At 44.9% G+C, this 24,841-nt stretch carries 23 protein-coding genes and 1 pseudogene; 12 read left to right on the plus strand and 12 right to left on the minus strand.

Going from position 1 to position 24,841, the window contains the following annotated elements; translation table 11 throughout:
- Positions 1-7: 7 nt before the first annotated feature.
- From VIC_RS01515 to VIC_RS01530, 4 genes and pseudogenes are all read right to left on the minus strand, one after another.
- Positions 8-931 (minus strand): SPFH domain-containing protein, encoded by a 924-nt coding sequence (locus VIC_RS01515; RefSeq protein WP_006957379.1) that lies wholly within the window; start codon positions 929-931, stop codon positions 8-10.
- A 139-nt stretch (positions 932-1,070) separates the two neighbouring features.
- Positions 1,071-1,925: a co-chaperone YbbN gene (locus tag VIC_RS01520; RefSeq protein ID WP_006957380.1), complete on the minus strand. Its 855-nt coding sequence runs from the start codon at positions 1,923-1,925 to the stop codon at positions 1,071-1,073.
- A 302-nt stretch (positions 1,926-2,227) separates the two neighbouring features.
- Positions 2,228-3,054: pseudogene (locus tag VIC_RS01525) on the minus strand (SDR family oxidoreductase).
- A 45-nt stretch (positions 3,055-3,099) separates the two neighbouring features.
- Positions 3,100-4,014, minus strand: a complete 915-nt coding sequence (locus VIC_RS01530; RefSeq protein ID WP_006957382.1) for a TIGR01777 family oxidoreductase — start codon at positions 4,012-4,014, stop codon at positions 3,100-3,102.
- A 231-nt stretch (positions 4,015-4,245) separates the two neighbouring features.
- Between VIC_RS01530 and VIC_RS01535 the strand changes: the two genes are divergently transcribed.
- Genes VIC_RS01535 through yfcE form a run of 5 tightly spaced genes read left to right on the plus strand, consistent with a single transcriptional unit; the run spans position 4,246 to position 7,108 of the window.
- On the plus strand, positions 4,246-4,980 hold the full coding sequence (locus VIC_RS01535; RefSeq protein WP_021457029.1) for a DUF1538 domain-containing protein: 735 nt from the start codon (positions 4,246-4,248) through the stop codon (positions 4,978-4,980).
- Complete coding sequence (locus tag VIC_RS01540; protein ID WP_039951155.1) at positions 4,977-5,771, plus strand: DUF1538 domain-containing protein; 795 nt, start codon at positions 4,977-4,979, stop codon at positions 5,769-5,771. The genes VIC_RS01535 and VIC_RS01540 overlap by 4 nt, the downstream gene beginning before the upstream one ends.
- Complete coding sequence (locus VIC_RS01545) at positions 5,761-6,111, plus strand: P-II family nitrogen regulator (protein WP_006957383.1); 351 nt, start codon at positions 5,761-5,763, stop codon at positions 6,109-6,111. The genes VIC_RS01540 and VIC_RS01545 overlap by 11 nt, the downstream gene beginning before the upstream one ends.
- The gene (locus VIC_RS01550; RefSeq protein WP_006957384.1) at positions 6,108-6,512 is read left to right on the plus strand and encodes a CBS domain-containing protein; all 405 of its coding nucleotides are present in this window, start codon (positions 6,108-6,110) and stop codon (positions 6,510-6,512) included. Before VIC_RS01545 ends, VIC_RS01550 begins: the two co-directional genes overlap by 4 nt.
- Before the next feature lie 50 nt (positions 6,513-6,562).
- Complete coding sequence (yfcE, locus tag VIC_RS01555) at positions 6,563-7,108, plus strand: phosphodiesterase (protein ID WP_006957385.1); 546 nt, start codon at positions 6,563-6,565, stop codon at positions 7,106-7,108.
- A gap of 26 nt (positions 7,109-7,134) precedes the next feature.
- On the opposite strand, the gene VIC_RS01560 is transcribed toward yfcE, so the two are convergent.
- Genes VIC_RS01560 through VIC_RS01575 form a run of 4 tightly spaced genes read right to left on the minus strand, consistent with a single transcriptional unit; the run spans position 7,135 to position 9,617 of the window.
- On the minus strand, positions 7,135-7,413 hold the full coding sequence (locus VIC_RS01560) for an Rdx family protein (protein ID WP_006957386.1): 279 nt from the start codon (positions 7,411-7,413) through the stop codon (positions 7,135-7,137).
- Positions 7,414-7,419: 6 nt separating this feature from the next.
- Complete coding sequence (locus tag VIC_RS01565) at positions 7,420-8,175, minus strand: sulfite exporter TauE/SafE family protein (protein ID WP_039951157.1); 756 nt, start codon at positions 8,173-8,175, stop codon at positions 7,420-7,422.
- Between the two features lie 49 nt (positions 8,176-8,224).
- Complete coding sequence (locus VIC_RS01570) at positions 8,225-8,740, minus strand: regulatory protein ToxS (RefSeq protein ID WP_006957388.1); 516 nt, start codon at positions 8,738-8,740, stop codon at positions 8,225-8,227.
- A 10-nt stretch (positions 8,741-8,750) separates the two neighbouring features.
- A complete protein-coding gene (locus tag VIC_RS01575) occupies positions 8,751-9,617 on the minus strand; it encodes a winged helix-turn-helix domain-containing protein (RefSeq protein WP_038510058.1) in 867 nt (288 codons plus the stop codon).
- A gap of 252 nt (positions 9,618-9,869) precedes the next feature.
- Between VIC_RS01575 and htpG the strand changes: the two genes are divergently transcribed.
- The 3 genes from htpG to hemH all read left to right on the plus strand — a co-directional run bounded on the left by htpG (position 9,870) and on the right by hemH (position 13,826).
- Complete coding sequence (gene htpG, locus VIC_RS01580) at positions 9,870-11,774, plus strand: molecular chaperone HtpG (protein ID WP_006957390.1); 1,905 nt, start codon at positions 9,870-9,872, stop codon at positions 11,772-11,774.
- A gap of 317 nt (positions 11,775-12,091) precedes the next feature.
- Complete coding sequence (adk, locus tag VIC_RS01585; RefSeq protein ID WP_006957391.1) at positions 12,092-12,736, plus strand: adenylate kinase; 645 nt, start codon at positions 12,092-12,094, stop codon at positions 12,734-12,736.
- Between the two features lie 133 nt (positions 12,737-12,869).
- The gene (gene hemH, locus VIC_RS01590) at positions 12,870-13,826 is read left to right on the plus strand and encodes a ferrochelatase (protein ID WP_006957392.1); all 957 of its coding nucleotides are present in this window, start codon (positions 12,870-12,872) and stop codon (positions 13,824-13,826) included.
- A gap of 58 nt (positions 13,827-13,884) precedes the next feature.
- Here hemH and VIC_RS01595 read toward each other — a convergent pair whose 3' ends face one another.
- The 4 genes from VIC_RS01595 to VIC_RS01610 form a co-directional block, all read right to left on the minus strand.
- Complete coding sequence (locus tag VIC_RS01595; protein ID WP_006957393.1) at positions 13,885-15,375, minus strand: winged helix-turn-helix domain-containing protein; 1,491 nt, start codon at positions 15,373-15,375, stop codon at positions 13,885-13,887.
- Positions 15,376-15,568: 193 nt separating this feature from the next.
- Entirely contained in the window at positions 15,569-16,168 is a 600-nt protein-coding gene (locus tag VIC_RS01600; RefSeq protein ID WP_006957394.1) for an outer membrane protein, read from the minus strand.
- A gap of 307 nt (positions 16,169-16,475) precedes the next feature.
- Entirely contained in the window at positions 16,476-16,916 is a 441-nt protein-coding gene (locus tag VIC_RS01605; protein WP_006957395.1) for a DUF411 domain-containing protein, read from the minus strand.
- Between the two features lie 8 nt (positions 16,917-16,924).
- A complete protein-coding gene (locus VIC_RS01610; protein ID WP_006957396.1) occupies positions 16,925-19,618 on the minus strand; it encodes a heavy metal translocating P-type ATPase in 2,694 nt (897 codons plus the stop codon).
- Between the two features lie 478 nt (positions 19,619-20,096).
- On the opposite strand from VIC_RS01610, the gene VIC_RS01615 reads away from it, so the two are divergent.
- From VIC_RS01615 to VIC_RS01630, 4 genes are all read left to right on the plus strand, one after another.
- Complete coding sequence (locus tag VIC_RS01615) at positions 20,097-21,233, plus strand: porin (protein WP_006957397.1); 1,137 nt, start codon at positions 20,097-20,099, stop codon at positions 21,231-21,233.
- 72 nt (positions 21,234-21,305) lie between these two features.
- On the plus strand, positions 21,306-21,962 hold the full coding sequence (locus VIC_RS01620) for a YccT family protein (RefSeq protein WP_006957398.1): 657 nt from the start codon (positions 21,306-21,308) through the stop codon (positions 21,960-21,962).
- A 119-nt stretch (positions 21,963-22,081) separates the two neighbouring features.
- Complete coding sequence (gene gltX / locus VIC_RS01625; protein ID WP_006957399.1) at positions 22,082-23,509, plus strand: glutamate--tRNA ligase; 1,428 nt, start codon at positions 22,082-22,084, stop codon at positions 23,507-23,509.
- Between the two features lie 318 nt (positions 23,510-23,827).
- Positions 23,828-24,793, plus strand: coding sequence for an OmpA family protein (locus VIC_RS01630; protein WP_006957400.1), 966 nt, complete (start codon positions 23,828-23,830; stop codon positions 24,791-24,793).
- The last annotated feature ends 48 nt before the right edge of the window (positions 24,794-24,841 follow it).

Genomic DNA, 24,841 nt, shown 5'->3' on the forward strand with positions numbered 1-24,841 from the left:
AGCACCTCTATTTATTCTGATCGGATTTATGCTTGAACATTTCTGCGATACCAGCCACGGAACCCATCAGTCCTGATGCCTCAAGTGGTAGCATGATAATCTTGCCATTTTCGGCTTGGCCAATCGCTCGTAATGCGTCCGTATAGCCTTGGGCAATGAAGTAATTCACAGCTTGCATGTCACCTTGGGCAATTGCTTCCGATACCATAGTTGTTGCTCTCGCTTCGGCTTCAGCTGCTCGTTCACGAGCTTCTGCTTGAAGTATCGCGGCTTGCTTATCACCTTCCGCTTTCAAAATTTCAGATTGCTTCTGACCTTCTGCTCTTAAGATTTCTGCCTGACGGATACCTTCAGCTTCTAAGATCTCAGCACGCTTGTTACGTTCTGCTTTCATTTGAGCATTCATGGCAGCGGTTAGATCCGTTGGTGGTTGCACATCTTTGATTTCAATACGTGTTACTTTCACACCCCAAGGGTTGGTTGCTTCATCGACAATAGACAGCAACTTGCTGTTGATCATATCACGTTGACTCAGCATCTCATCAAGCTCCATAGAGCCTAAGACGGTACGGATATTAGTCAGTGTCAGGTTGCGAATGGCGTGCTCTAGGTCGTTAACTTCGTACGCGGCTTTGGCTGCATCGACGACTTGAACAAAACAGACGGCATCAATAGTGACGTTAGCATTGTCTTTAGAAATGACTTCCTGAGCGGGGATGTCTAACACGCGCTCCATCATATTGATTTTATGACCTATACCGTCAATAAAAGGAATGATGATGTTCAAACCTGGTTTCAGAGTCAGGGTGTAGCGGCCAAAACGTTCGACGGTCCAGTGGTTACCCTGAGGTACAGTCTTGACCCCTGCCATGATGAACGCGATAGCGACAATGAGAAAAATGCCGATGGTAATGAGAGAGTCGATAGCCATATCTGAGTCCTTGTATAAGTTATTATGTCGATTGTTGCTTAATTCATGTGGCAGCACAATGACATAAATGAGAACCAGTGCTAAATTCGCGCAAAATTAAAGCCGGACATGCCGGCTTTAAAGGTGATTTGAGGGAAGGTTAATAGAGTACAGAGTAGAGCTGTCGACGATACTTCGCGGCAATTGGGTTTCCCTGACCTAGTGCTGCGAGAATATCCATAAAGTGCTTTTTCATGTCGCCATCAAGAGCATTTAAATCACTGCGTAAGAAGGTCCATAGTAATTCGAGTGCTTCTTCGTCACGATTAACTTGATGGTAGCTCAGTGCGAGTTCTGCGGCGTTCTTGGCATCCGCTGGATTTTCTTTCAACGTATTCTCAAGAGACTGGATTTCAGGGCTGTTCGCCGCTTGATCGTGTAGCTCCAGTTTTGCCACTAAGCCTTTGTAGTAGTTGTCCTGATATTCCATAGGGATGGTATCTAACAAGGCTTTAGCCTGATCAAAGCTTTGAGTTTCTAGTAAGCAATCTGCTAAAGCGAGCTTTACGTCGCCTTTCTGTTTTAGCTCATCTGGCAATGCCTGAAGAAGTGCTAAAGCCTGAGCATGCTGGCCTGATTGAAGAAATTCTACAGCTTGTTTTAGATTAAGCTCATCTTGGCTCGGTAGATGTTTGGCAAGCATAGCTTGAATTGCAGGGAGCTCTTGAGGACCGCCTAAGCCATCGACAGGTTGACCATTCACAAACAATGCAATGGTGGGCAGAGCTTGTACACCAAACTGGCTTGCGATCATCTGCTCCTGTTCGCAGTTGAGCAATGCCAGTGTGAACGCTCCATTATATTGTTGAGCAAGATTTTGCAGCTCGGGAATAATTTGAGTGCTTTCTTGGCTCATTGGGGCCCAGAAATGAATAAGTACGGGCGTTTGCATTGAGCCTTCCAGTACTTGACGGAAGTTCTGTTCGCTCAGTTCCACAATAAAAGGAGATTGCATCTGGTGATTCCTTGCAAAGAGTTGGATACAACAAACATATGGGCGGTTGCTATAGATATCAAGGGAATAGCAGATACAAAAACACCGCTTGTGAAAGCGGTGTGATTGCTGCCTAATGCAAGCGAAGGTGTTTATAAAACGATAAACAAAGTTAGCGCAACACCCACACTTAGCCAGTTTAACTGGTTTAATGTCATGTCTTTTACCGAATGCAACGCTTAAATGAGGTCATGAAGTGAACAACTTCAGGGTGTAAGTTAGCGTCTTATTGTTACGAAAAAATTACACTCGGTGATTTATTTTTAAGCAGCGCGTCGCAAAATACCATCCAATAATCGGCTAGGCAGTAACCGTTTTAACACGGCAAACACTTTGGTTGGTGTGGTGACTCTGTAGCGAATTTTAGGTTTGTCTGATTCTAATGCGTGTAGAAGAGGCGCAATACAAGATTCAGCTGGTAAAACGAAGGAGTTGTTAGAAGACTCCTTTTCTAATCGCTGTAATTGATTTTGGTATTGCTGATGATGGACGCTGTCTTTGATATCAATCCACTTTAGAAAAGCTTGGAGTGCATTTTTTCTGAATTCAGTCTCAATTGGCCCCGGCTCTATTAGGCTGATGTGAATGTCGCTGCTATGCAGTTCTAATCTAAGTGTGTCTGTCCAGCCTTCAAGCGCAAACTTGGAAGCGTTATACGCACCTCTATATTCATCGCTGCAAAGCCAAGAACGGAACTGTTCTGAACAATTCTGCCGTGCCCATTCTGGCGCATAACCGGCAAAATTTCGCATACTAGCTGATGCCAGCCAAAGAAATTGGTTTCAAATTGTTCTCTTAAAGCTTGAGTGGGAAGGTCCTCCAAAGCACCCGGCTGACCATAAGCCCCATTGTTAAATAGAGCATCAAGCTTGCCGTTCGTCAGTTTTAGTGTCTGTTTAACGCCGCTTGAAATGCTATCGCTATCAGCCAGATCTAGCTGTATACACGTTAGCCCTTCGTTGCGCAGACGTTCAACATCATCAGTATGTCGACATGACGCAATGACTTGATAGCCTTTTTGGTTGAGTGCGTGCGCACAAACGTAACCAATACCAGTCGAGCAACCAGTGATGAGTATAGATTTAGACATGAGATCCTTTCTTCTAGCGCAACGGAGATAGCTTAGAGTAAAAGATTATTCATGATGTTGTAATAGATTTTTCAGAGCGGGCTCTAATCGGGAGTAACTGAAACGAAACCCGAGCTCCGTAAGCTTTTTGGGTTTAGCTCGAATACTATCAAACAGCAATACTGAACTTTCCCCCATAGCTAAACGCAGAGCCCATTTTGGGGTAAACAAGAGGTGAGGACGTTTGAGTGACTTCGCCAATGTTTGGCTAAACTGCTTGTTGGTCACAGGGTGAGGTGCACATAAGTTGAATTCTCCATGGGCATGCTCGGTCTCGAGTAAATAGACAATACCGCGAACCATGTCCAGCATGTGTATCCACGGCATGTATTGTCGGCCATTGCCGATTGGCCCACCTAGGCCAAGCTTGTAAGGCAGCAGCATCTTATCCAGTGCTCCACCGTCTTGCCCTAGCACGACTCCCGTTCTGAGTATGCATACTCGAGTGGATTCGGAACGAGCTCGATTAGCGATCTGCTCCCACTTTGCGCAAACATGATGAGGAAACCCTTCATTATGAACGTGCAGTCCTTCGTCGAAGGGGTGATCCTGCTGGTCGCCATAGTACCCAACTGCAGAACCGCTTATAAACACAGAGGGAGGAGATGTGCTCGCATGGATCAAATCAACGATTTTTTCTGTGGTAGCCCAACGGCTTTTACAAATGGCTTCTTTTTGTTTCTTATTCCAGCGTTTGTCAGCGATGGGCTCGCCCGCTAGATTAACGATGGCATCGAATTCATTGAGGTCATGGTACTGCTCTAAGTCTGATAGGTAGGTGATGTTACCTAAATCAGCATGGTTGACGGCCGCTTTTGCTTTGGCGGGAGAGCGGGTGAGCAGAACGACTTCGTACGTTGTGAAGTGCTTCAGCAATTCCCTGCCAATAAAACCTGTGCCACCAGTGAGTAGTACTTTCATTTCGCTCTCCTTTGCTCCTCCATAAATGCCAGATTACTCAGGTGGTATTTATGGTAATTCTAGTAATTATAGCGAGTTAGCAGCTATTAGGATCATTGATTATGCAAAACTAATGATTATCACAAAATTAACATTTTGTTACTTTTGTTGGCCATCCCGCTATGCGAGTCACATCAACTGTGCAATCCATTTGTCATCATAAACAAGTACTTCACGGATAAAGAGGTTTCTATGCAGGCAATTACTGCGCTGCTAAAAGCGTTCTTGGGCAGCATGCGGGATCTGTTGCCAATTGTTGCCGTAATTGCTTTTTTTCAGCTGGTGGTGCTGCAAGAGCCGCTGCCCAATATGTTATCGATATTGTTCGGTCTAATGTTGGTTGTCATGGGGTTGACGTTTTTTATCTTCGGGTTGGAGATGGGGCTGTTTCCGATTGGTGAGTCCATGGCACAGGCGTTTGCTAGAAAGGGCAGCGTTTTCTGGTTGATGATCTTCGCGTTTTGTTTGGGGTTTGGTACCACGGTAGCTGAACCCGCCCTCACTGCTGTAGCCGATGAAGCAGCAGAAGTTGCGGCTGAAGGGGGGATGATTGCTTCTGGAGAAGTGGCGAAGGACGACTATGCTAATGGTTTGCGCTACACCGTCGCCTTATCGGTAGGGATAGCCATCATGCTTGGGGTACTCCGTATTCTTAAAGGGTGGTCGATTCAGTACATGATTATCGGCGGATACATCGGGGTTGTCGTACTGACCATGTTTGCACCAGATGCCATTATTGGTGTGGCATACGATTCTGGCGGCGTGACCACATCAACCATCACAGTCCCTTTGGTGACAGCTCTCGGCGTTGGTCTTGCATCGGCCATTAAAGGTCGCAATCCGATGATAGATGGTTTCGGGTTAATCGCCTTTGCGTCCTTGTTACCTATGATGTTTGTGATGGTTTATGGAATGGTGGTGGCATGATTGAATGGTCGCACTTTGTTGACACTTTCCTTGGCACTATTAGCGATGTCATCCCTATCGCATCTATTATTTTCGGCTTTCAGTTTACAGTATTACGCCGCCCAGTAACGAATCTACCCAAAGTATTGCTTGGGTTCGGGTACGTGATTCTTGGTTTATCTTTGTTCCTTATCGGTTTAGAGCTGGCGTTGTTCCCACTCGGGGAAACGATGGCGACCCAATTGACGGCCCCTGCCTTTTTACAAGAATTCAGAACCAGCGTATCGGGCGCTATTGGGTGGCAGGATTACTACTGGGTGTATTTATTCGCCTTCTGTATTGGCTTTAGTACGACAATTGCTGAGCCTTCTCTGATTGCTGTCGCTATTAAGGCTAACCAAGTGTCGGGTGGCTCTATCAGTGTGAACGGCCTACGCATCGCCGTGGCGTTGGGAGTAGCAATTGGCATCTCTTTGGGGAGTTATCGGATCGTTGTTGGCGATCCAATCCATTACTACATTATCGCTGGTTACATTGTGGTCGTTATACAGACCTTTTACGCTCCCAAGTTAATTGTCCCGCTGGCCTACGATTCTGGCGGCGTCACGACATCCACAGTCACCGTGCCTTTGGTCGCCGCCTTAGGGTTAGGGCTTGCTTCTACCGTTCCAGGAAGAAACCCAATGATTGATGGTTTTGGCCTGATTGCCTTTGCCAGTTTGTTCCCGATGATTTCTGTTATGGGTTATGCCCAAATCACTCGTTGGCTCAACAAAGAGTCGACGAAGGAGGATAGTGAAAATGCGCTTTAAATTGATACTGGCTTTTGTCGAAGACAGTAAAACTGAAACGGTACTGGATGCGGCCAGGAGTGCAGGTGCAACAGGCGCTACCGTGATCAATCACGCCAGAGGGGAAGGCCTAAATAAGAAGCGCACCTTTTTTGGTCTGACCCTAGAAGTGCAAAAAGACGTATTGCTGTTCGTTGTCGAAGAGCACCTTTCTCGTCATATTCTTGAAACCATCAGTGAGGTTGGAGAATTTGATCAGGAGTCTGGGCAGGGAATAGCGGTACAGATCGACATTGAAGATGCAGTCGGCGTTGCTCATCAGGTGGAAAAACTAACCAAAGTAGTAGAGGACGAATTATGAGCAGTCATGAAAAAATCCGTGTACGTGATGTGATGGCGAGTACTTACGTCATGATTGATGGCCTGACAACCGTCAGAGAAGGTATTCAGCTAGCTCGCAGCCATGAAGTGAAAGCTTTGGTTGTGAACAAACGGAATGAAGACGATGAGTTCGGTCTGGTGCTAATGAATGACATTGCGAAAAAAGTGCTGGCAAAGAATCGCTCGCCTGATCGGATCAATATTTATGAGATTATGACAAAACCAGCATTATCGGTGGATCCTGATATGAATGTGAAATACTGCGCTCGTTTATTCGAACGCTTTGGTATCAGTCGAGCTCCTGTGATTGAAGATGGTCAGGTTATAGGGATGGTAAGCTACAACAATATTGTGATTAATGGCATGGCGAGAGATGACTAAACATCGTTGAGTCCGTAAAATAGCCTCAGTTATTTTGAGGAAATGATGTCATGAAATTGTTTTTTGCCTCAGACTTGCATGGCAGTTTGCCTGCAACCGAGAAAGTACTTGCGCAGTTCGACCAATCTGGCGCTGAGACTATAGTTTTATTGGGCGATATTCTTAATCACGGGCCGCGCAATCCGGTACCAGAAGGTTACAACCCTCCAGCAGTCGCGGAACGACTCAATCAATATGCGCAGAAGATTATTGCTGTTAGAGGTAATTGTGACAGCGAAGTTGATCAGATGCTGCTCTCTTTTCCTATGATGATGGATTACGCATGGGTGTTGCTCGAGAGCGGCCATCGCTTGTTTGTTACTCATGGTCATCTGTATAACACGGACAAACGTCCTCCTTTAAAGCGTGGGGACGTGATTACACATGGTCATACCCATGTGCCTGCTGCGCAGTGGCAAGGGGAACAAGTCATCTTTAACCCAGGCTCAGTGACGTTCCCACGTAATGGTTTTGAACCTAGTTTCGGTGTCTATGAAGAAGGAGAGCTAAAAGTGGTGACCTTCGATAATCAGGTGCTAGCCTCGATTCAACTATAAAAAATGCCCGCTAAAACGGGCATTTTTTACTTAGTATCAGAATGGCCAAGGTCCCTTTCTGGATCTATGATATCTCGGACTTTCTGTTTCAGTACTTTCGCTTCTGGGAAGCCACCATCACGCTTTCTTTCCCAAATAAGAAGACCATTGCAATGAATCTCAAAACGACCGCCTGTATCGGGATGCAAGGAGACGGTTTCGAGCTCTTCACTGAAAGTATGTAGCAGCTCCTGAGATAACCATGTAGATCGCAACATCCAATTGCATTGGCGACAGTAATAAATATCGATTTTTGCTTTGTCCATAAACACTCACAGTAATAACTTGATGCCGACCGCAAAGGTCAGCAATTCAAAACAAACCTTAATAACCTGATTACTATAACGAGTGCTCAGGTAAGCTCCTAGTCCTCCGCCAAGGAAGGAACCGAGCAATAAAATAGGTAGCCATGGCCAGTAAATTGGGGCGCCTGCTTGTGCCACCGCAGCACCGCCAATACCGTTCCAAAATAGCCCGACGCAAATCATTGTTAACGCGACAGCCTGCTTATAGCTATAACCAAACCAGCGAACTAAGAAGATAGTCACTAATAGCCCAGAGCCCGCCGTGAGAGAGCCATTCATTATCCCAATTAGAATCAGGCCCAGCCCGCCGAATATCCAACCTAGCGTATGACGATTGGTTGGAAGTTCTTGCTGGCCCAATTGTCGTTTGAAGCGAGAGTAGATACCGATAGCTAGAATCATCAGCCCCAATAACGTTTCGGCCAGCTTCTCGGGAATCATCAACACGATATTGGCGCCGATGATGACGCCGATACTGCCTACCGTAATCACATACAGAGCGACTTTGAAGTCTATCGTTTTTTGCTTAATGTGCGTGAAAGCTGCACCAATACCAAGCGCGACGCTGGCGACCTTGTGAGTTGCAAGCGCAACGGAAAATGGTAGGCCGAAGAAAATGAGCAACGGGAATTGCAAAAGTCCAGCACCCCCGCCAGACAAGGAAGCAAGCGTATTTGAGATAAATGAGCCGATCAATAGCCCAATTGAGTGAATCCAATCCATGATGAGTAAGATAAAATTAGGGGAGCATCATGCTCCCCTTAGGTAGAAATTAGTTAGAGAAAAGTACCGTAGAGCCGTGACTTAAGCTCGTTAGAAGTAATGTTTTCTCATTCACAATGTCTATTCGGCGGCTCTGTTGAGCATCCATCTTAAAGATCTGAGTGATGAGTTTTAGCTGATCGGCAGTGAAGTCTTTGCTTTGTGCTGAAGAAACGTCTTTGAACTCGATAGGTGAGACCAGCAGGTAGTTATCACTGATATCCCATTCGCCCGTTTCAGAGATGTTGATGACGTTTTCACTTTCTGCATTGTTAGCATACAGACGAACAGTAGCAACTCGAATGTAGCTACCGTTAGGTAGGTACTTCACGTTAGAGGTGACATCTACTTTGCGAAGCGGGCCAACTGACTCTTCTTGAAGGCTGTCTGTAATTACTGTCACCATTTTTGACTGCCATTCCTTCGCGGTCAGCACTTGCTCAACTTTTAGATCACTGCCCCAGTATAGCCAGCCACTGAACAGAGCTGACAGAACAAGTAACCCAGCTGCGATTTTCTGATTCATGTCGTTATTCCTATTGGCAAACTTTACTGAGGTCTTGTTGTTCAGCAAAAATACGAACGGTGATGTTTTCACCAGAGTTGTCTAGTGAATGAATGTAGTTCAGTACTAACTGATTGTTCTGGCCACCAGTCGCGATTACTTCGACGGGAGCGACGGTTGCATGAGCGGCATTGTAACGTTTCACACATTGCTCAATTGATGGGTACCACTCACTGAGATCAGGATGATTAATCGGCGTTTTCACCGGAGTATTATCGTAAACCGCAACCTGGCGGAATTTTGATTCTGCAGGGTTGGTAAATAGTACAACGCACAAAGGGATAAGCAGTGCCAAAACCAACATAATACGCATAGCCCATCTTGATTGAGGCTTAACTTGCTTTGCGACGCTTGGTGCTGATTTTGTTTCCGTAACGGTCGACTTAAGTGGGCTGACTTCGTCTACATGAGAGTCTGTAGGTAGTTCAACCGAAACATCTTCTGCTTCAAGTGCTTCCTCTTCCGCTACTGAAGTGTCTCCACTCATAAATGGGGTTGCACGTTCTACATTACAAATAAGTTGATAGCCGCGCTTAGGTACTGTTTTGACATATTGAGGAGACTTGGTTGAGTCTTGAAGCTGCTTGCGTAATGTCGAAATCGCCTGAGTTAGGCTGGAGTCATCGACTTCAAAGCCTTGTTCTCGCCAGACGAAGTCATGCAGTTCGTTGCGGGATACGATGTCATTGGGTTTTTCTGACAGTAAAAGAAGGATGCGACTTTCATTGCTTCCCAGACGAATGACTTCATTGTCGTTTGATTTGTCCACCAGAGAGTTCGTATTGGGGTCAAAAGTGAATCTGTTAGCAAGATTGAACTTAGTGCCTATGTTACTCATTGGATATGACCATTATTGTTGTATAGATTTCATCAGATGCGCGCAAAAATCCCTATATCAGGGAGGTGACGTTTAGTTTTTTTGATTTTTTGAGGTGCAAGAATAGTCAAAATAAGATCAAAAAAACACTGTTTTTATGATTTTTGACCTTGAATTTACAATTGTCACCCTCATGTTAACTTGCAGATTATCTCAGTATCGCCCCCGTTGACAATGCGGAGGCTTGATAAATATAGATGTTACGGAGCTATCATGAGCGATACAGCAACACAAAACAAAGAAACTCGTGGCTTTCAATCTGAAGTAAAACAGCTACTTCACTTAATGATTCATTCTCTTTATTCCAATAAAGAGATCTTTTTGCGTGAACTGATTTCGAACGCATCTGATGCTTCAGATAAGTTACGTTTTCAGGCGCTATCTAATCCTAATTTATATCAAGGCGATGCTGAATTAGGTGTAAAACTTTCATTTGATGAAGCGTCAAATACCCTAACTATTTCTGATAACGGCATTGGTATGAGCCGTGATGATGTGATCGAGCATTTGGGTACGATTGCAAAATCAGGTACAGCCGAATTTTTCTCAAAGCTGTCGGAAGACCAATCTAAAGACTCTCAACTGATTGGTCAGTTTGGTGTTGGTTTCTACTCTGCATTTATAGTTGCCGATGCAGTAACAGTTCGTACTCGTGCTGCTGGCCTGTCAGCTGATGAAGCAGTTCAGTGGCATTCTGCTGGTGAAGGTGAATACACCATCGAGACAATCTCAAAAGAATCTCGTGGTACTGATATCGTTCTTCACATGCGCGATGAAGGTAAAGAGTTCCTAAACGAGTGGCGCTTGCGTGAAGTGATCAGCAAGTACTCGGATCACATTGGCATCCCTGTTGCCATTCAGACTGCCGAGCGCGACGAAGAAGGTAAAGAAACAGGTGAGAAGAAGTGGGAGCAAATCAACAAAGCTCAAGCACTTTGGACACGCAACAAATCTGATATCTCTGAAGAAGAGTATCAAGAGTTCTACAAACACGTTTCTCACGACTTCGCTGATCCACTGGTGTGGAGCCACAACCGTGTTGAAGGTAAGAACGATTACACCAGCTTACTGTATATCCCAGCAAAAGCGCCTTGGGACATGATGAACCGTGACCACAAATCGGGTCTCAAACTGTACGTTCAGCGTGTATTTATCATGGACGACGCTGAGCAATTCATGCCTTCTTACCTGCGTTTCGTTCGTGGCTTAATTGATTCAAACGATCTGCCATTGAACGTGTCACGTGAAATTCTACAAGACAACAAAGTGACGCAATCTCTGCGCAACGCTTGTACTAAGCGTGTTCTTACGATGCTTGAGCGCATGGCGAAAAATGACGAAGAGAAGTATCAGTCATTCTGGAAAGAGTTTGGTCTGGTTCTAAAAGAGGGCCCTGCAGAAGACATGAGCAACAAAGAAAAAGTTGCTGGTTTGCTGCGTTTTGCTTCTACAGAAGTGGATTCCTCGGAGCAAACGGTCGGTTTAGCCTCTTACGTTGAGCGTATGAAGGAAGGTCAGGACAAGATTTACTACCTGACAGCAGATAGCTACGCTGCTGCGAAGAACAGCCCCCACTTGGAGCAGTTCAAAGCAAAAGGCATCGAAGTCATTCTGATGTTTGATCGTATCGATGAGTGGTTGATGAACTACCTAACAGAGTTTGATGGTAAGCAGTTCCAGTCGATCACTAAAGCAGGCCTTGACCTCAGCAAGTTTGAGAACGAAGAAGAAAAAGAAAAGCAGAAAGAAACGGAAGAAGAGTTTAAGTCTGTTGTTGAACGTACGAAGGACTACTTAGGCGAACGCGTAAAAGAAGTACGTACTACGTTCAAGCTAGCTTCAACTCCAGCGGTTGTTGTGACCGATGATTTTGAAATGGGTACACAAATGGCGAAGCTGCTTGAAGCCGCTGGTCAGGCTGCACCTGAAGTGAAGTACATCTTCGAAATCAACCCAGAACACCAGCTTGTCAAACGCATGGCAGACGAAGCCGATGAAGAAGCGTTTGGTCGTTGGGTCGAAGTGCTTCTTGGTCAGGCAATGCTAGCTGAGCGTGGTTCGATGGAAGACCCGTCTCAATTTGTAGGCGCCATCAACTCGCTTTTGACTAAGGGCTAATAGTCAAACGGTAACAAAAAGCTCGCATTATGCGGGCTTTTTGATTTATTTGCGCTTATCGTGAATAAAACAACGTAAGTTTACAGCTTAATGTGAGTGTTTAAGCATTCTTTAGTCGTAAGCTGCGCTACGCGAACAGATTGTGTGATAGAATGCAATCTTGAAACAAAGTGAGCAGGCGTGTAATGTGCACGCCTGTTTTATTGTCAATTGAAAGAACAGTTATACCGAAACTTACCGTGAGCTAAGGCTGTTGTTTGTTATGAACACCATAGTGAGCTTCGGTATAAATCATCATTATCTTAAGAGGATTCAACATGCGCATCATTCTTCTAGGTGCTCCAGGTGCAGGTAAAGGCACACAAGCAAATTTCATCATGGAAAAATACGGTGTTCCGCAAATCTCTACTGGTGACATGCTACGTGCTGCTATCAAGGCAGGTACAGAGCTTGGTAAACAAGCTAAAGCTGTTATCGATGCTGGTCAGCTAGTTTCTGATGAAATTATCCTAGGTCTAATCAAAGAGCGCATTGCTCAAGATGACTGTGAAAAAGGTTTCCTACTAGATGGTTTCCCGCGCACGATTCCTCAGGCTGATGGTCTGAAAGAAATGGGCGTTGATGTCGATTACGTTATTGAATTTGACGTTGCTGATGACGTTATCGTTGAACGCATGGCTGGTCGTCGTGCTCACCTACCTTCTGGCCGTACTTACCACGTAGTGTACAACCCGCCGAAAGTTGAAGGCAAAGACGACGTAACAGGTGAAGACCTGGTTGTGCGTGATGACGACAAAGAAGAAACTGTTCGTGCTCGTCTAGGTGTTTATCATGAGCAAACTGCACCGCTTATCGACTACTACGGTAAAGAAGCGGCAGCAGGTAACACCAAGTACCTTAAGTTCGATGGTACTAAACAAGTTGCCGAAGTTAGCGCTGATATTGAGAAAGCACTGGCTTAATTTTGCTAACGGCAGAATTTAAAAGTTTGATATAGTTGAAGCGACCCAGATGGGTCGCTTTTTTTATCGCTACATATTGATCGATAAAGAAGTTTCCAACGTAAAGCCTCTTTTAAAGTGTCGACAGGGTCCTATGCAAAACAATAAAAAACAGGGTGTGCTACTGGTTAACCTAGGTACACCAGATGCACCTACAGCTCCTGAAGTAAAGCGTTTTCTCAGCCAGTTCTTGCATGACCAACGTGTTGTGGATATGACACGTTGGTTATGGTGTCCGATCCTACATGGCGTCATTTTGCCTATTCGCTCACCCAAAGTTGCCAAGTTGTATGAGAGTGTTTGGATGGAAGAAGGCTCTCCTCTTATGGTTTACTCTAAGCGCCAAGCTGAGAAACTGGCTAAATCGATCGATATCCCAGTCGAACTTGGCATGACTTATGGTAATCCGAGTCTTCAGTCTGGGATGGAATCCTTGATAGAAAAGGGTGTGGAAGAGGTGATTGTATTGCCACTTTACCCACAATACTCGGGAACAACCACTGCCGCAGTTTCTGATGGTTTAACCAAAGCATTTAAAAATATTCCGGTGATGCCAGGGTATAAAATGCTCCGCGATTATCATGACCATCCAACTTACATTAAAGCGTTGGCAGAGAGTGTAAGGCGTTCTTGGGCAGAAAAAGGACGTGGTGACTATTTACTGTGTTCGTACCATGGTATTCCTCAGCGTTACGCAGATAACGGGGATATATATCCCAAGCATTGTGAGGCAACCACAGAGTTATTAAGATTGGAATTAGGCTTGAACAAAGAGCAGATTGGAATGACCTATCAATCCCGCTTCGGTCGTGAAGAATGGCTGCAACCCTACACGGATAAAACCCTGGAAAAGTTGCCTGAAAAAGGTATCAAGAAGCTGGATATCATGACGCCCGCCTTTTCTTCGGACTGCCTTGAGACTTTGGAAGAGATTTCGGAAGAATGCAGAGACGTATTTCTTGAGCAAGGAGGAGAAGTCTTTAACTTCATTCCATGTTTAAACGATGATGATCTCCATATTCAGATGATGGTTGAACTTATTGGTCGCTAGGCAGCTCAGTTTGATTAGAAAATCCACCTCACGAGGTGGATTTTTTGTGCCTCAATAATTAATCGTAAGGTTGGCAGAATTGCTCAATACCTTGCCATAGAACCGACTGCGGTTCCTGAATGTACTTAACGTCTTTTAGTACCTCACGCCAAAGATCGAGGCATGACTGCTGTCTGTCGGGGCTAGAGTAGTGATCGAGTACCCGCTCAGCCTCAATGGTACTGGTGAGTGCTGAAATAGCTTTGAGATAGTGGGCAACATACATTTGCTTGTTGCCTATTTTTCGGTTGATGTTGGCTTGCAGTAACAAGATCAGCGCATTTTCTGGTATCTCGGTTACATACTCTCTTTGCAACATTCGTAAACTGCGTTCAACTTCACCCGAACGATAAGTAAGGAGTGCCAGCAGCATATGCAGATCTGGTGGAGGCACTGGAGTTTGCTTCCTCACCTTTTTTATCCAACTCTTTAATCCATCGCTAGATTGCTGAGTGAAAAGTAACTCTCGAGTATAAAACAGTACTTCAATCCCAGATAGCTGGCGGGAGAGCAGTTGTTCAAGAGTCAGCTCTGATAAAGGTACAATTTGGCTAGACAACTTCGAAGATAACGGCTTTATCGGCTGTGGGAGCTTGAAGTACTCACTTAAATCCACATTAAGCTGGTTAATCGTCGCAGCTAAGTAGGGAGGCTGAAGATGATATATTTTGCGCCAAGCGACTCGGCCAGAAGCAGAGTGGTGAAGAAGGCTCTCCAAGTTCAACACTCCGTTTGTATCTTCCCACAGATTAAAGCTCAGAGTGTAATCTGAGTCATAAAAGGCTTCTGAGCCGGGGAAGTTTTCATGTTCGCTTAGGCTTTGTAGGTAGTAGGTTGGCGAACTCATATTTGATAGATGGATATACGGAGAACAGCTTTGTGAGTGCAGGATCAGTGCTTTTAATTTGAGTACGGTTTGGTTCAAGCTCTGTTCTTCATGGTTGATACTATCGAGAAGCAGCCTAACCTGAGGGATATGCAGAGTATTCCTTTTTTTATCTTCTTCAAAATGAGACCAAGTGTGGATCGCGAACACTACAGCGATCGCACTCAAAATCAAATTTAAACTCCAGGAAAAATAGCGCAGCGCTGTTTGCTTTTTTTCAACTTTCTTGTTAACTGCTTGCGGAGCTTTGTTTGAGTCTGATGTTTTTGCTACAAGCTGAACACCGCTTTCTGGAATGTAATAGCCCCGTTTTGGGTAAGTGATGATGATCTTCGATGGATCGGCTTCTTCAGAGTGTTCACGGAAGAGGTTCCGCAATAGGCTAATTCTGTTGGTGACCACATTTTTGGAGATGTACTGACTTTCCCAGACCGACTCTATAAATTCTTCAATTGACGTTGGGTTCCCAACGTTTGTGAGTAAAATTTCCAGTAACGCCAAGTTTCTTGGTTCAAGAGATATTTCTCCTTGTTTGGAATGGAGAGTTTTATCCATTGGATTATAGGTAAGATCTGCAATAGCAATATTGCATTGTTCTGATTTAGCTTTTTCAAGTAGATTCATGCAGTGCTATCGAAGTACGTCGTGATTGAACAGAGGACGCGAATTCTACCGCAATATCAATGTTGCTTATAAGTCCTGAATGTGACATTAGATGTCTTAAAAATGAGAACTTGAACCGAGATTGTTTAATTTTAAATGATAGAGATGGGAAATTCAGGTGTGGAGAGTCCAACCACACCTGATGGACGTTAGCTTAGAAAGAGTAGCTAGCGTTTAGGTAGCCAGTGTTTGAAGCATCCACACTCAGCTTAATTACACCAACCTCGTGATCGTTTCCGAAGAAACGGCTGTGTCGGTAGCCGAGTTCCATACTAAAGTTATCCGTAAAGTTGTAACCCATACCTAAGTTTACGCCAGCTGCTAAACCCGTGTTGGTACTGTCTTTTGAAAGACCAAACTCAGAGACTTCATAGGTACTGTTATAAATACCTAGGTTACCACCAGCTAGAAGGTAGAACTTGTCTGTTAGGTTGTGAAGATAATCAGCACCTGCACCAAACTCATGAGTGGTAATACTAGACTTAGCATAGGTATAGCCAAAGATGTTTTGGTACTCGATGGTAGATTCTGCACCAGCTTGAAGGTATCCATAAGCACGGATGTTATCGCTAAAATAATGGCCAGCTTTAAGGCTTAAAAAACCCGTATCGTCATTGATAACATCTGAGTTGGCATCTTGGCCAGACGTGGTGTAAGAGCCAGCGCCTAGTTCAACTGCAATGTAGTTTTCATTAGCAAGTGAAGGCATTGAAACCAGTGCAGCTGTTGCCGCTAAAAGTAGAGTTTTTTTCATAGTATTACGCTCAAATAATTGGTTGTATTTAGTTGTGATTGCCTGGACTGATTTGATGAGAAACAGTGGTTGCCATCAATTAGCAGCAATATTAGAAATGCGTCACGTATGCTCGCTTTTTCGCCGGAGGGAAGTTAACTGAGGATGTTGAAAGAGGCGAAAAATAAATTTACAAATAGTTGAATAGAATTACATTTTTCATCTAACTAATTGCTAATGCTGGTTTTTTTTTGGCCTGTGTAAAGTAGAAACGCCTGACAAAGTCAGGCGTTTAAAAATATAAAAGCATCAACAGAAATGGTTATTACTAATTTCCAGGGTAAGAGCGGTATTCAAATACCTGACCTTGTTCGTTAAACGCATAAACAGAATAGGCGTCTTTTTCATTACCATATTCCATACCAGGCGAACCCATCGGCATGCCAGGAACGGCTAAACCTTTAGCATTTTTAGGTGGGTTCTCTAAAAAAGCTTTAATGTCCTGTGCCGGAACGTGCCCCTCAAATACAAAACCGTTAATTTCAGCTGTATGGCAAGAGGCCAATTGTGGCTTTATCCCCAGCTTTTGTTTGATTGGGTTCATATCATCGTGCAATTTTTCTTCAACCGTGAATCCGGCTTCCTGCATGTGTTTGGTCCATTCTGTGCAGCATCCACAATATGGTGACTTGTGGTTGAGCACGTCTGCCGCCAGTACGTGACCGGACAGTAAAAGAAGGGACGCAAAGGAAATAACTTGAGTTTTCATACACACCTCTATGAACGAATCGAAGATTTAAAGAGTCTTAATCGGTTGGCATTGCTCACGACTGTGATTGATGAGAGCGCCATTGCTGCACCAGCGACTACTGGACTGAGCAAAAATCCGAATGCTGGATACAGTACGCCAGCTGCGACCGGAATACCTAAAGAGTTATAAATGAACGCACCGAATAAATTCTGCTTCATGTTTTTAATCGTTGCTTTGGAAAGTTCGATGGCTTTAACAACGGCCAGCGGTGATGAGTTAAGCAAGGTCATTTGTGCACTTTCGATTGCGACGTCGCTACCGCTACCCATTGCGATACCGATGTCTGCGAGCGCGAGAGCCGGTGCATCGTTGACACCATCACCAATCATAGCAACTCGCTTTCCACTTGCCTGAATTTGAGCCACATGACCTGCTTTTTCATCAGGCAGTACTTGAGATATCACCTGTTCGATACCCAGTTGTTGGGCTATCGCTTTAGCCACATGCTGGTTGTCACCGGTTAACATGACAGGAGTAATTTGCATTGCGAACAGGGCATCCACAGCTTGTTTCGCGTCTTGTTTAATTGGGTCGGCAATGGCGATTAAACCTGATACCTGATTTTGCTGAACGACGATCACTGGAGTCCAGGCATTGTCTGCACAGCGCTGCAGTTCTTGTTCAATTCCTTCAAGCTTGAGTTCTTGTTTCTGAGCATAAGGCAAAGAAACCACCGCAATACTTTCATTTTCTAATACGCCAGTCACTCCCATGCCGCGCATGTTATTGAAATCGCGAACTTCACCCAAACTTAGCTGATGCTCTTGAGCGTGTTTTACGATGGCTTTTGCTAGTGGATGCTCTGAATATTGCTCTAAGCTAGCCGCTGCGGTTAGCAGTTGTTTATCGTCCTGATTAAGAGCAAAGATATGCTGAACGTCAGGTTTTCCCTGAGTTAATGTACCTGTCTTATCAAATACAACCGTATCGATATTGCTTGCAGATTGAAGCACATCCGCATCTTTGATTAAGATCCCCATTTCAGCGGCTTTACCAATACCAACAGTCACCGACAGCGGGGTCGCTAAGCCTAGCGCACAAGGACAAGCAATGATCAGTACGGTGGTGGTAACGACCAACATGTAGCTCGCTTTCGGGTCAGGGCCAACCATAAACCACACTAGGGCAGAGAACAGAGCAATTGCGACAACGACAGGGACAAAGATAGCCGAAATTTGATCTGCCAGTTTGGCGATGGCTGGTTTGCTGCTTTGCGCTTCCCGTACCATGGTAATAATGCGCGACAGCATGGTATTGCTACCGACTCCCGTTGCTTCAATGACTAAGCTGCCATCCTGATTTAACGTGCCTGCAGAAATCGTATCGCCAGATTGTTTGTAGACGGGGACAGGTTCGCCAGTAAGCATAGACTCATCGAGGTAAGACTCACCTGAAACGACGTGCCCGTCGATAGGAGCTTTTTCACCGGGTTTGATTCGCAGTTGCATGCCTTCTGTTATCTGGTCAATTGCAATCACTTGGTCGCCAGATTGGGTAATCAACACAGCTTCATTGGGCTGAAGGTTGATCAAAGCCTGCAAAGAACGAGTGGTTTTGGCCTTCGCTTTTGCCTCAATGTAGTGGCCTAAAGAAATCAGACCGACAATCATCGCGCTGGCTTCAAAGTAAACATGACGTGATGCTGGTGGAAACCAATCTGGGAAAGCCACTACTAACATTGAGAACAGCCAAGCGGCCCCCGTACCCAACGCAACGAGGGTATCCATGGTTGCACGCTTGTGAGTAAGAGCTTGCCAAGCGTTGGAGAAGAAGCTTTTTCCCGCGGTAGCAAGAAGCCAGAAGCAAATAATCCCAACGACGCCCCAAATTAACTGATCCTGACTGGTACGGATCATCATATTGCCACCCAACACACCCCAAAGCATGAGTGGTACGCCGATCACAATACCAGCCCACGCACTTTTCTTATGATGAGCTTGCACGGCCATTTGTTGGGCCTGCTGCTTCTCTTGTTGTGTTGCTGGATCGTCAACAATTTCAGCCTGATAGCCAGCTTCTTCTACTGCATTGGCTATAGTGTTTATGGTTTTGTTGTCTTTAGAGGTACTGAAAACTAAGGCACTTTGCTCCGCAAGGTTAACCTGAGCTTTGTCTACGCCTTCTACCTGAGTCAGTGCTCGCTCTACAGACGCCACACAACTGGCGCATGTCATTCCTGATATCAAAAAATGAAGGGTTTCTTTGTTATTGGAAGAGTGAAGGTGCGAGCTTGGCTGAGTGGCTTGTGGTTGAGTCTCCGGCTCTTCTATTTCTGATTCAGACTCGCTGGCCTGGTAGCCGAGAGAGGCGACAAGATCTTTCACTTGTTGCTGTGTTAGTAACGTCGAAAGAGAAAGCGTGGTTTTCGATACATCAAATTGTCCAATATCGTCACTTTCTTCTAAAGCAGACTCAAGCTTGGCCACACATTTACCGCAGCTTAGTCCTGATAGGTGGAACTGATACTGATGACCTGCCTTATACCCCAGAGATTGAATTGATTGTTCTAAATCTACAAAGGGGCTGTCGCTATCCAGAGTGATATGTTGTGGCGTTAAATCATGGATGTTAACCCGATGCTGAGAGGTAAGTTCTCGCTCAACTTTCCGAGCGCAACCCATACAGCTTAAACCTGATAGTGGAATATCGAACTGACGCATAACATAACCCTCAACGATGAACTGTTGCTGAGAATAAACCTTACCTCAAGGGGAAGGTCAAGCACTGTCAATGAACAAATACCAAAACGTCAAAACCCCCGATAGAACAGTGTTTTCTTTGTCTTATCTTGCGAGACATTTCAAATTTTTTATAGGGAATATATCAATTGAGGTAAATCACTCAAAATTGGGCGTGATCCGATAGGCAAATATAGTGAGGGCAAGGTTGTTAAAAAGATTAATAGTTCAGTTTTGACGTTTTTATTTCTTTGCCTTTGATTTCAATATTCTGATTTTAATAGATTTATTGTTTTTTTCTTTTTTAGACTTTGACGCTAATCAGATATTGTTCCTCGCAATTTTTTGGCAAAAAAAAAGTTTGCCAACATATCCCTGTCCATAAATAGTTCCCTTCAAAACATGAACTTAAAAGTGCCTGAGGGGAACGACGAAAAACATAATGACTAGGGGTTAATGTATGTCTAACTATAAAAAGACACTTGTTGGTGCGGCAGTTTCCAGTGCGATTCTGGCATTTTCAGGTGCAGCAGTAGCGGATACAAATTTAGAAGCAAAGTATGAACAAGGCATTTACGGTTTGATTGCGATGCAGGTGGCCAACCGCGACTACGACAACTCACCAGCAAATGATGGTGTTCAGTTCAACAACGAATCCCGTTTAGGTTGGCGTGGTACTGCCAAGTTTGACAGCTTAGAAGATTGGACCTTTTTGTGGCAAATCGAGTCGGGTTACGTCGATGAGTCTTTTGCTGGCGAAGATGGGGGCAATGGCTACCTCGGTCGACGTGATACTTTTGTCGGTTTTGAACATGACTCTATCGGTCAGATTAGGCTGGGCCGTGTATTAACTCCTATGTATGAATTGATTGACTGGCCTGCGACTAACCCTGGAATGGGTAACGTCTGGGACTGGGGCGGAAACATTGGTGGTAACAACTTTAACGATCGCCAGTCTGACACCATTCGTTGGGATACCAAGGAGCTGTGGAGTGGCTTCACCATGGATATCGCCGTAGGTGCTGGTGCAGACCGTGCTGGATCCACAACGAGTACTGAAGCTGGGAGCAACTATTGGCATGGTATGGCCGCACACCAGAAATTTGATGGTGACTGGGGTTGGGTTCAGTTAGATCTCGCTTATGAAATGAACTACGACACCATGCAAGGTGACAATGAGAAGTACTGGGACAACCAAACCTACCTAATGGGCGCTCAAGGTGGTTTCAACAATGGCATTGGTTATTTCGCTTACTACCGTATTGCTGAAGCGCAAGATACGTTGGGCAGTGACGAGACTGAAAACTCTTACTCTGTTGGATTGACTTACAACTTTGGTGAAGGTGATAAGTGGCAAGCTAAGATTGCTCGAGCGGAAAACCTTGGCCTAGAAGTCGATGGTCAAGACATTGAGGGGACGAAAGATAACGTAACCTCTATGCAACTAATGTATGCGGTTGATACCAATGCGGTGGTTTACGCGCGTTACGCTATCAATGATCTTGAAAACACGGGTAAAACAGGGGAAGGCTACCAAGGTCGCTGGAAATCAGACAGCTTTGATGAAGCGTCTGTCGGTATTGAATACTGGTTCTAAATTAGCTTCATTTTATGATAAGGCGGCGATATGCCGCCTTTCGCGGTTTTAAAAATTTAGTGTGAGAAAAGTATGAAAAATTGGTTACCTGCAATCTTACTGGGTGCTGTCGCTTTGCCTGTCAGCGCAAATGAACTCAAGATTATTGATGAGATTGAACCGTTAGCACTTAATGGCAAAGAAATGTCAGCGAGCGATTTCCAAAGTCGACAAGTTATCAATCTCAAAGAGGGCGAGAATCAGTTGCTGTTTGGGTTAGACCAGATTGTGGTTGAAGACGGCCGAAGAAATAAGCTGGTATTTCCTTCTGTTGTGATGCGCTTTGAATCTTCTCAAGAACCACTCACTTTAAGCTACCCGGTATTTCGTCAAATAGATCAGGCGAAGAAGTTCCGCCAAACTTTGGATTTCTCATTGGTTGATAAAAATGGTAGCCCTGTTGATTACCAAGTGGATTTGATTCAGGTGAAAGGTTTCTCTTCGTTCAAAAACTATGAAGCTGCGATAGAAGAATACAATCAAACTGGCGCTATAGCATCGCTCTCGTCTCAAGCTCATGGTAGCGATAATCACACTACGCAAGCGGTCGCTGCGTCTACCATCGACTCAGCCTCGACTTCAGAGGTAAAAACGACGGCGAGTGCAGATTTACAAAGCGAGTTTCTTAAGATGACACCGCAACAGCGCCAAGAGTTTATCTCGTGGGCAGTAAAACACCTCAATGAATGATGAATTCTGCGCAAGACGGATTGTAGATTTGTACATCAGTGCTAAAATACGCGCAATTTTGGCACCATTCATGGCCTCTATTGAATGGTGCAGTCATTTAGACAATCAAGGTATTTTACATGACGGTTAAAACTCGTTTTGCTCCTAGCCCAACAGGCTACCTTCACGTTGGTGGTGCACGTACTGCACTTTACTCTTGGCTTTTTGCTAAAAACCAAGGCGGTGAATTCGTTCTACGTATCGAAGATACGGATTTAGAGCGTAACTCTCAGGAAGCAGTTGATGCAATTCTTGAAGGGATGCAGTGGATGGGTCTTGAGTGGAATGAAGGGCCTTATTTCCAGTCAAAGCGTTTTGACCGTTACAACGAAATGGTTGATAAGCTACTAGCAGAAGACAAAGCCTACAAATGTTACGCGTCTAAAGAGCTGCTAGACGAAATCCGTGCCGAGCAAGAAGCAGCAAAAGAGATGCCTCGTTACGATGCGAACCACCCGAAAATTGTTGCTGCAAATGCAGAAGCGAAAGAAGGTGATGCGTTTGTTATCCGTTTCCGTAACCCGAAAGAAGGCAGCGTAGTCTTTGAAGACCAAATCCGTGGCCGTATTGAGATCGCTAACGAACAGCTAGATGATCTAATCATCCGCCGTACTGATGGCGCTCCAACTTACAACTTCGTTGTTGTTGTAGATGATTGGGATATGGGTATCACTCACGTTGTTCGCGGTGAAGACCACATCAACAATACGCCTCGTCAAATCAACATTTACGAAGCGCTAGGTGCACCCGTACCAACATTTGCTCACTGTGCAATGATCTTAGGTGATGACGGCGCGAAACTGTCTAAGCGTCACGGTGCTGTATCTGTGATGCAATACCGCGATGAAGGTTATCTTCCAAATGCTCTAAACAACTACCTAGTGCGCCTTGGCTGGTCTCACGGTGATCAAGAAATCTTCTCTCAAGAAGAGATGATCAACCTATTCTCTCTAGATGCCATTTCGAAGTCAGCGTCAGCGTTTAACACTGAAAAGCTACTTTGGTTGAATAACCACTACATCAAAACTTCGGCTCCTGAGTACGTGGCTGAGCACCTACAATGGCACCTAGACAACCAGAATCTAAACATTGAAAACGGCCCTGCAATCACCGAAGTGATCAAGCTTGTGGGCGAGCGTTGTAACACTCTAGTAGAGCTTGCAGAGCAAATCCGCTACTTCTACGAAGATTTCTCTGAGTTTGAAGCTGGCGCCGCTAAGAAGCACCTGCGTGGTGTTGCTAAAGGCCCGCTAGAATTGGCTTTAGCAAAAGTTGAAGCGCTAGAAGAGTGGACAACAGCAAACATCAAAGATGGTGTGATTGCAGCCGTTTGTGAAGAGCTAGAAATCGGCATGGGTAAAATTGGCATGCCACTGCGTGTTGCAGTCACAGGTGGCGGCCAGTCTCCTTCTGTTGATGCTGTCATGGAGCTTGTAGGTAAAGAGCGCGTTATTGCTCGTATCAAGATGGCGATTGCGTTTATTGAAGAGCGTGAAGCTAACGCATAAAAAATCAAATATACAGCATATAAACCGCAGCTTCAGGCTGCGGTTTTTTTGTGTCTCAACTTTAATGAGACAATTTAAACCTTAGATAACACCTTAATCGGCCTGTGATTATGGTTCCAGTTTCTTATTCACAATGCGCCGGGACGACGCAAAGTTATCTAATTAGATGAAATTAAATAAAAACTCACAAAGTTATTTGTTATTTATCTCGTTAAGGTGTAGTGTCCGCACATCTGTACGGTAACTCTCTATGTATTTGTTTTTGTACGGATTGTCTATAGCGTCGCAAATCTAGCGCGTATTAATAAGGTATGAAAAATGAAAAAATTAGCAGCGGTAGTTTCTGGCACACTCCTTCTTGCATCAGCGTCAGCGAATGCGCAGTTTTATCTAGGTGCAAAAGCAGGGGCGAGTTGGGTAGATGATTTATGTACAACGGGCGAGTGTGATGATAACTCTTGGGCACTTGGCTCATTTGTTGGTTACGAATTTAACGATTACCTGGCGCTCGAAGCTGGCCTAGATACGCTAGGTGAAACGACAGGTTCAGGCTATCAAGATGCGGGTTTAGTCTCGTATTCATTGGCGCCACGTTTTAGTTTGCCTCTGACTGAAAATATTGATGCATTTGCCAAAGCTGGTGGTGCTTACGTTGAGTATGGAAACAAGAGTGACAGCTCTTTTGTTGGTGGCGTTGGTTTGAGCTACACCGTGTTGCCAAACATTGATATTCAAGTTGAGTACCAACGTCTGACGGACATCGATATTGATACGCATGGTATTTCTGGTAACGCCGTTACTCTGGGCTTTACAACTAAGTTCGGCGGAAGTGATGAGCAAGCTGAAGCACCGGCACAAGAAGAAATGCTGGTAGAGGAAACTGTCGAAGAGACGGTTGTTGTTAAGCCAGTATTCCAAACGTTTGAGTCAGAAGTGGTTTACTCAGTGAGCTTCAAATTTGATAGTGCGGAGCTAACACCTGAAAGTGAAATGGCTCTTAAAGAAGTGGCTTCTTTCATGGGTGAATACCCACAGGCAACGGTTGACGTTGTTGGTTACACAGATACCAGCGGTCCGGCAGTATACAACCAGAAGTTATCTGAGCAGCGCGCTCAGTCAGTAGCCGATGTGATTGCAGAATACGGTGTGAACCAATCACGTATTCATGTTGAAGGCGCAGGCGAGAGTAATCCAATCGCGACCAACGAAACACGTGACGGACGCATTGAGAACCGCCGTGCAGAAGTTACCGTGAATGAGTTTGAATATGAAGTTCAGCCATAGTTTGGACTGAATCAATCATTCTTGAACCAAAGCCCTGTTTTGACAGGG

The sequence above is a fragment of the Vibrio coralliilyticus ATCC BAA-450 genome (genome assembly GCF_000176135.1).
GTDB classification, from domain to species: Bacteria; Pseudomonadota; Gammaproteobacteria; order Enterobacterales; family Vibrionaceae; genus Vibrio; species Vibrio coralliilyticus.

Excerpts from the sequence above, each read along its gene's own strand:
- VIC_RS01515 (WP_006957379.1), bottom strand. The coding sequence starts at position 931 with ATGGCTATCGACTCTCTCATTACCATCGGCATTTTTCTCATTGTCGCT.
- VIC_RS01520 (WP_006957380.1), bottom strand. The coding sequence starts at position 1,925 with ATGCAATCTCCTTTTATTGTGGAACTGAGCGAACAGAACTTCCGTCAA.
- VIC_RS01530 (WP_006957382.1), bottom strand. The coding sequence starts at position 4,014 with ATGAAAGTACTACTCACTGGTGGCACAGGTTTTATTGGCAGGGAATTG.
- VIC_RS01535 (WP_021457029.1), top strand. The coding sequence starts at position 4,246 with ATGCAGGCAATTACTGCGCTGCTAAAAGCGTTCTTGGGCAGCATGCGG.
- VIC_RS01540 (WP_039951155.1), top strand. The coding sequence starts at position 4,977 with ATGATTGAATGGTCGCACTTTGTTGACACTTTCCTTGGCACTATTAGC.
- VIC_RS01545 (WP_006957383.1), top strand. The coding sequence starts at position 5,761 with ATGCGCTTTAAATTGATACTGGCTTTTGTCGAAGACAGTAAAACTGAA.
- VIC_RS01550 (WP_006957384.1), top strand. The coding sequence starts at position 6,108 with ATGAGCAGTCATGAAAAAATCCGTGTACGTGATGTGATGGCGAGTACT.
- yfcE (WP_006957385.1), top strand. The coding sequence starts at position 6,563 with ATGAAATTGTTTTTTGCCTCAGACTTGCATGGCAGTTTGCCTGCAACC.
- VIC_RS01560 (WP_006957386.1), bottom strand. The coding sequence starts at position 7,413 with ATGGACAAAGCAAAAATCGATATTTATTACTGTCGCCAATGCAATTGG.
- VIC_RS01565 (WP_039951157.1), bottom strand. The coding sequence starts at position 8,175 with ATGGATTGGATTCACTCAATTGGGCTATTGATCGGCTCATTTATCTCA.
- VIC_RS01570 (WP_006957388.1), bottom strand. The coding sequence starts at position 8,740 with ATGAATCAGAAAATCGCAGCTGGGTTACTTGTTCTGTCAGCTCTGTTC.
- VIC_RS01575 (WP_038510058.1), bottom strand. The coding sequence starts at position 9,617 with ATGAGTAACATAGGCACTAAGTTCAATCTTGCTAACAGATTCACTTTT.
- htpG (WP_006957390.1), top strand. The coding sequence starts at position 9,870 with ATGAGCGATACAGCAACACAAAACAAAGAAACTCGTGGCTTTCAATCT.
- adk (WP_006957391.1), top strand. The coding sequence starts at position 12,092 with ATGCGCATCATTCTTCTAGGTGCTCCAGGTGCAGGTAAAGGCACACAA.
- hemH (WP_006957392.1), top strand. The coding sequence starts at position 12,870 with ATGCAAAACAATAAAAAACAGGGTGTGCTACTGGTTAACCTAGGTACA.
- VIC_RS01595 (WP_006957393.1), bottom strand. The coding sequence starts at position 15,375 with ATGAATCTACTTGAAAAAGCTAAATCAGAACAATGCAATATTGCTATT.
- VIC_RS01600 (WP_006957394.1), bottom strand. The coding sequence starts at position 16,168 with ATGAAAAAAACTCTACTTTTAGCGGCAACAGCTGCACTGGTTTCAATG.
- VIC_RS01605 (WP_006957395.1), bottom strand. The coding sequence starts at position 16,916 with ATGAAAACTCAAGTTATTTCCTTTGCGTCCCTTCTTTTACTGTCCGGT.
- VIC_RS01610 (WP_006957396.1), bottom strand. The coding sequence starts at position 19,618 with ATGCGTCAGTTCGATATTCCACTATCAGGTTTAAGCTGTATGGGTTGC.
- VIC_RS01615 (WP_006957397.1), top strand. The coding sequence starts at position 20,097 with ATGTCTAACTATAAAAAGACACTTGTTGGTGCGGCAGTTTCCAGTGCG.
- VIC_RS01620 (WP_006957398.1), top strand. The coding sequence starts at position 21,306 with ATGAAAAATTGGTTACCTGCAATCTTACTGGGTGCTGTCGCTTTGCCT.
- gltX (WP_006957399.1), top strand. The coding sequence starts at position 22,082 with ATGACGGTTAAAACTCGTTTTGCTCCTAGCCCAACAGGCTACCTTCAC.
- VIC_RS01630 (WP_006957400.1), top strand. The coding sequence starts at position 23,828 with ATGAAAAAATTAGCAGCGGTAGTTTCTGGCACACTCCTTCTTGCATCA.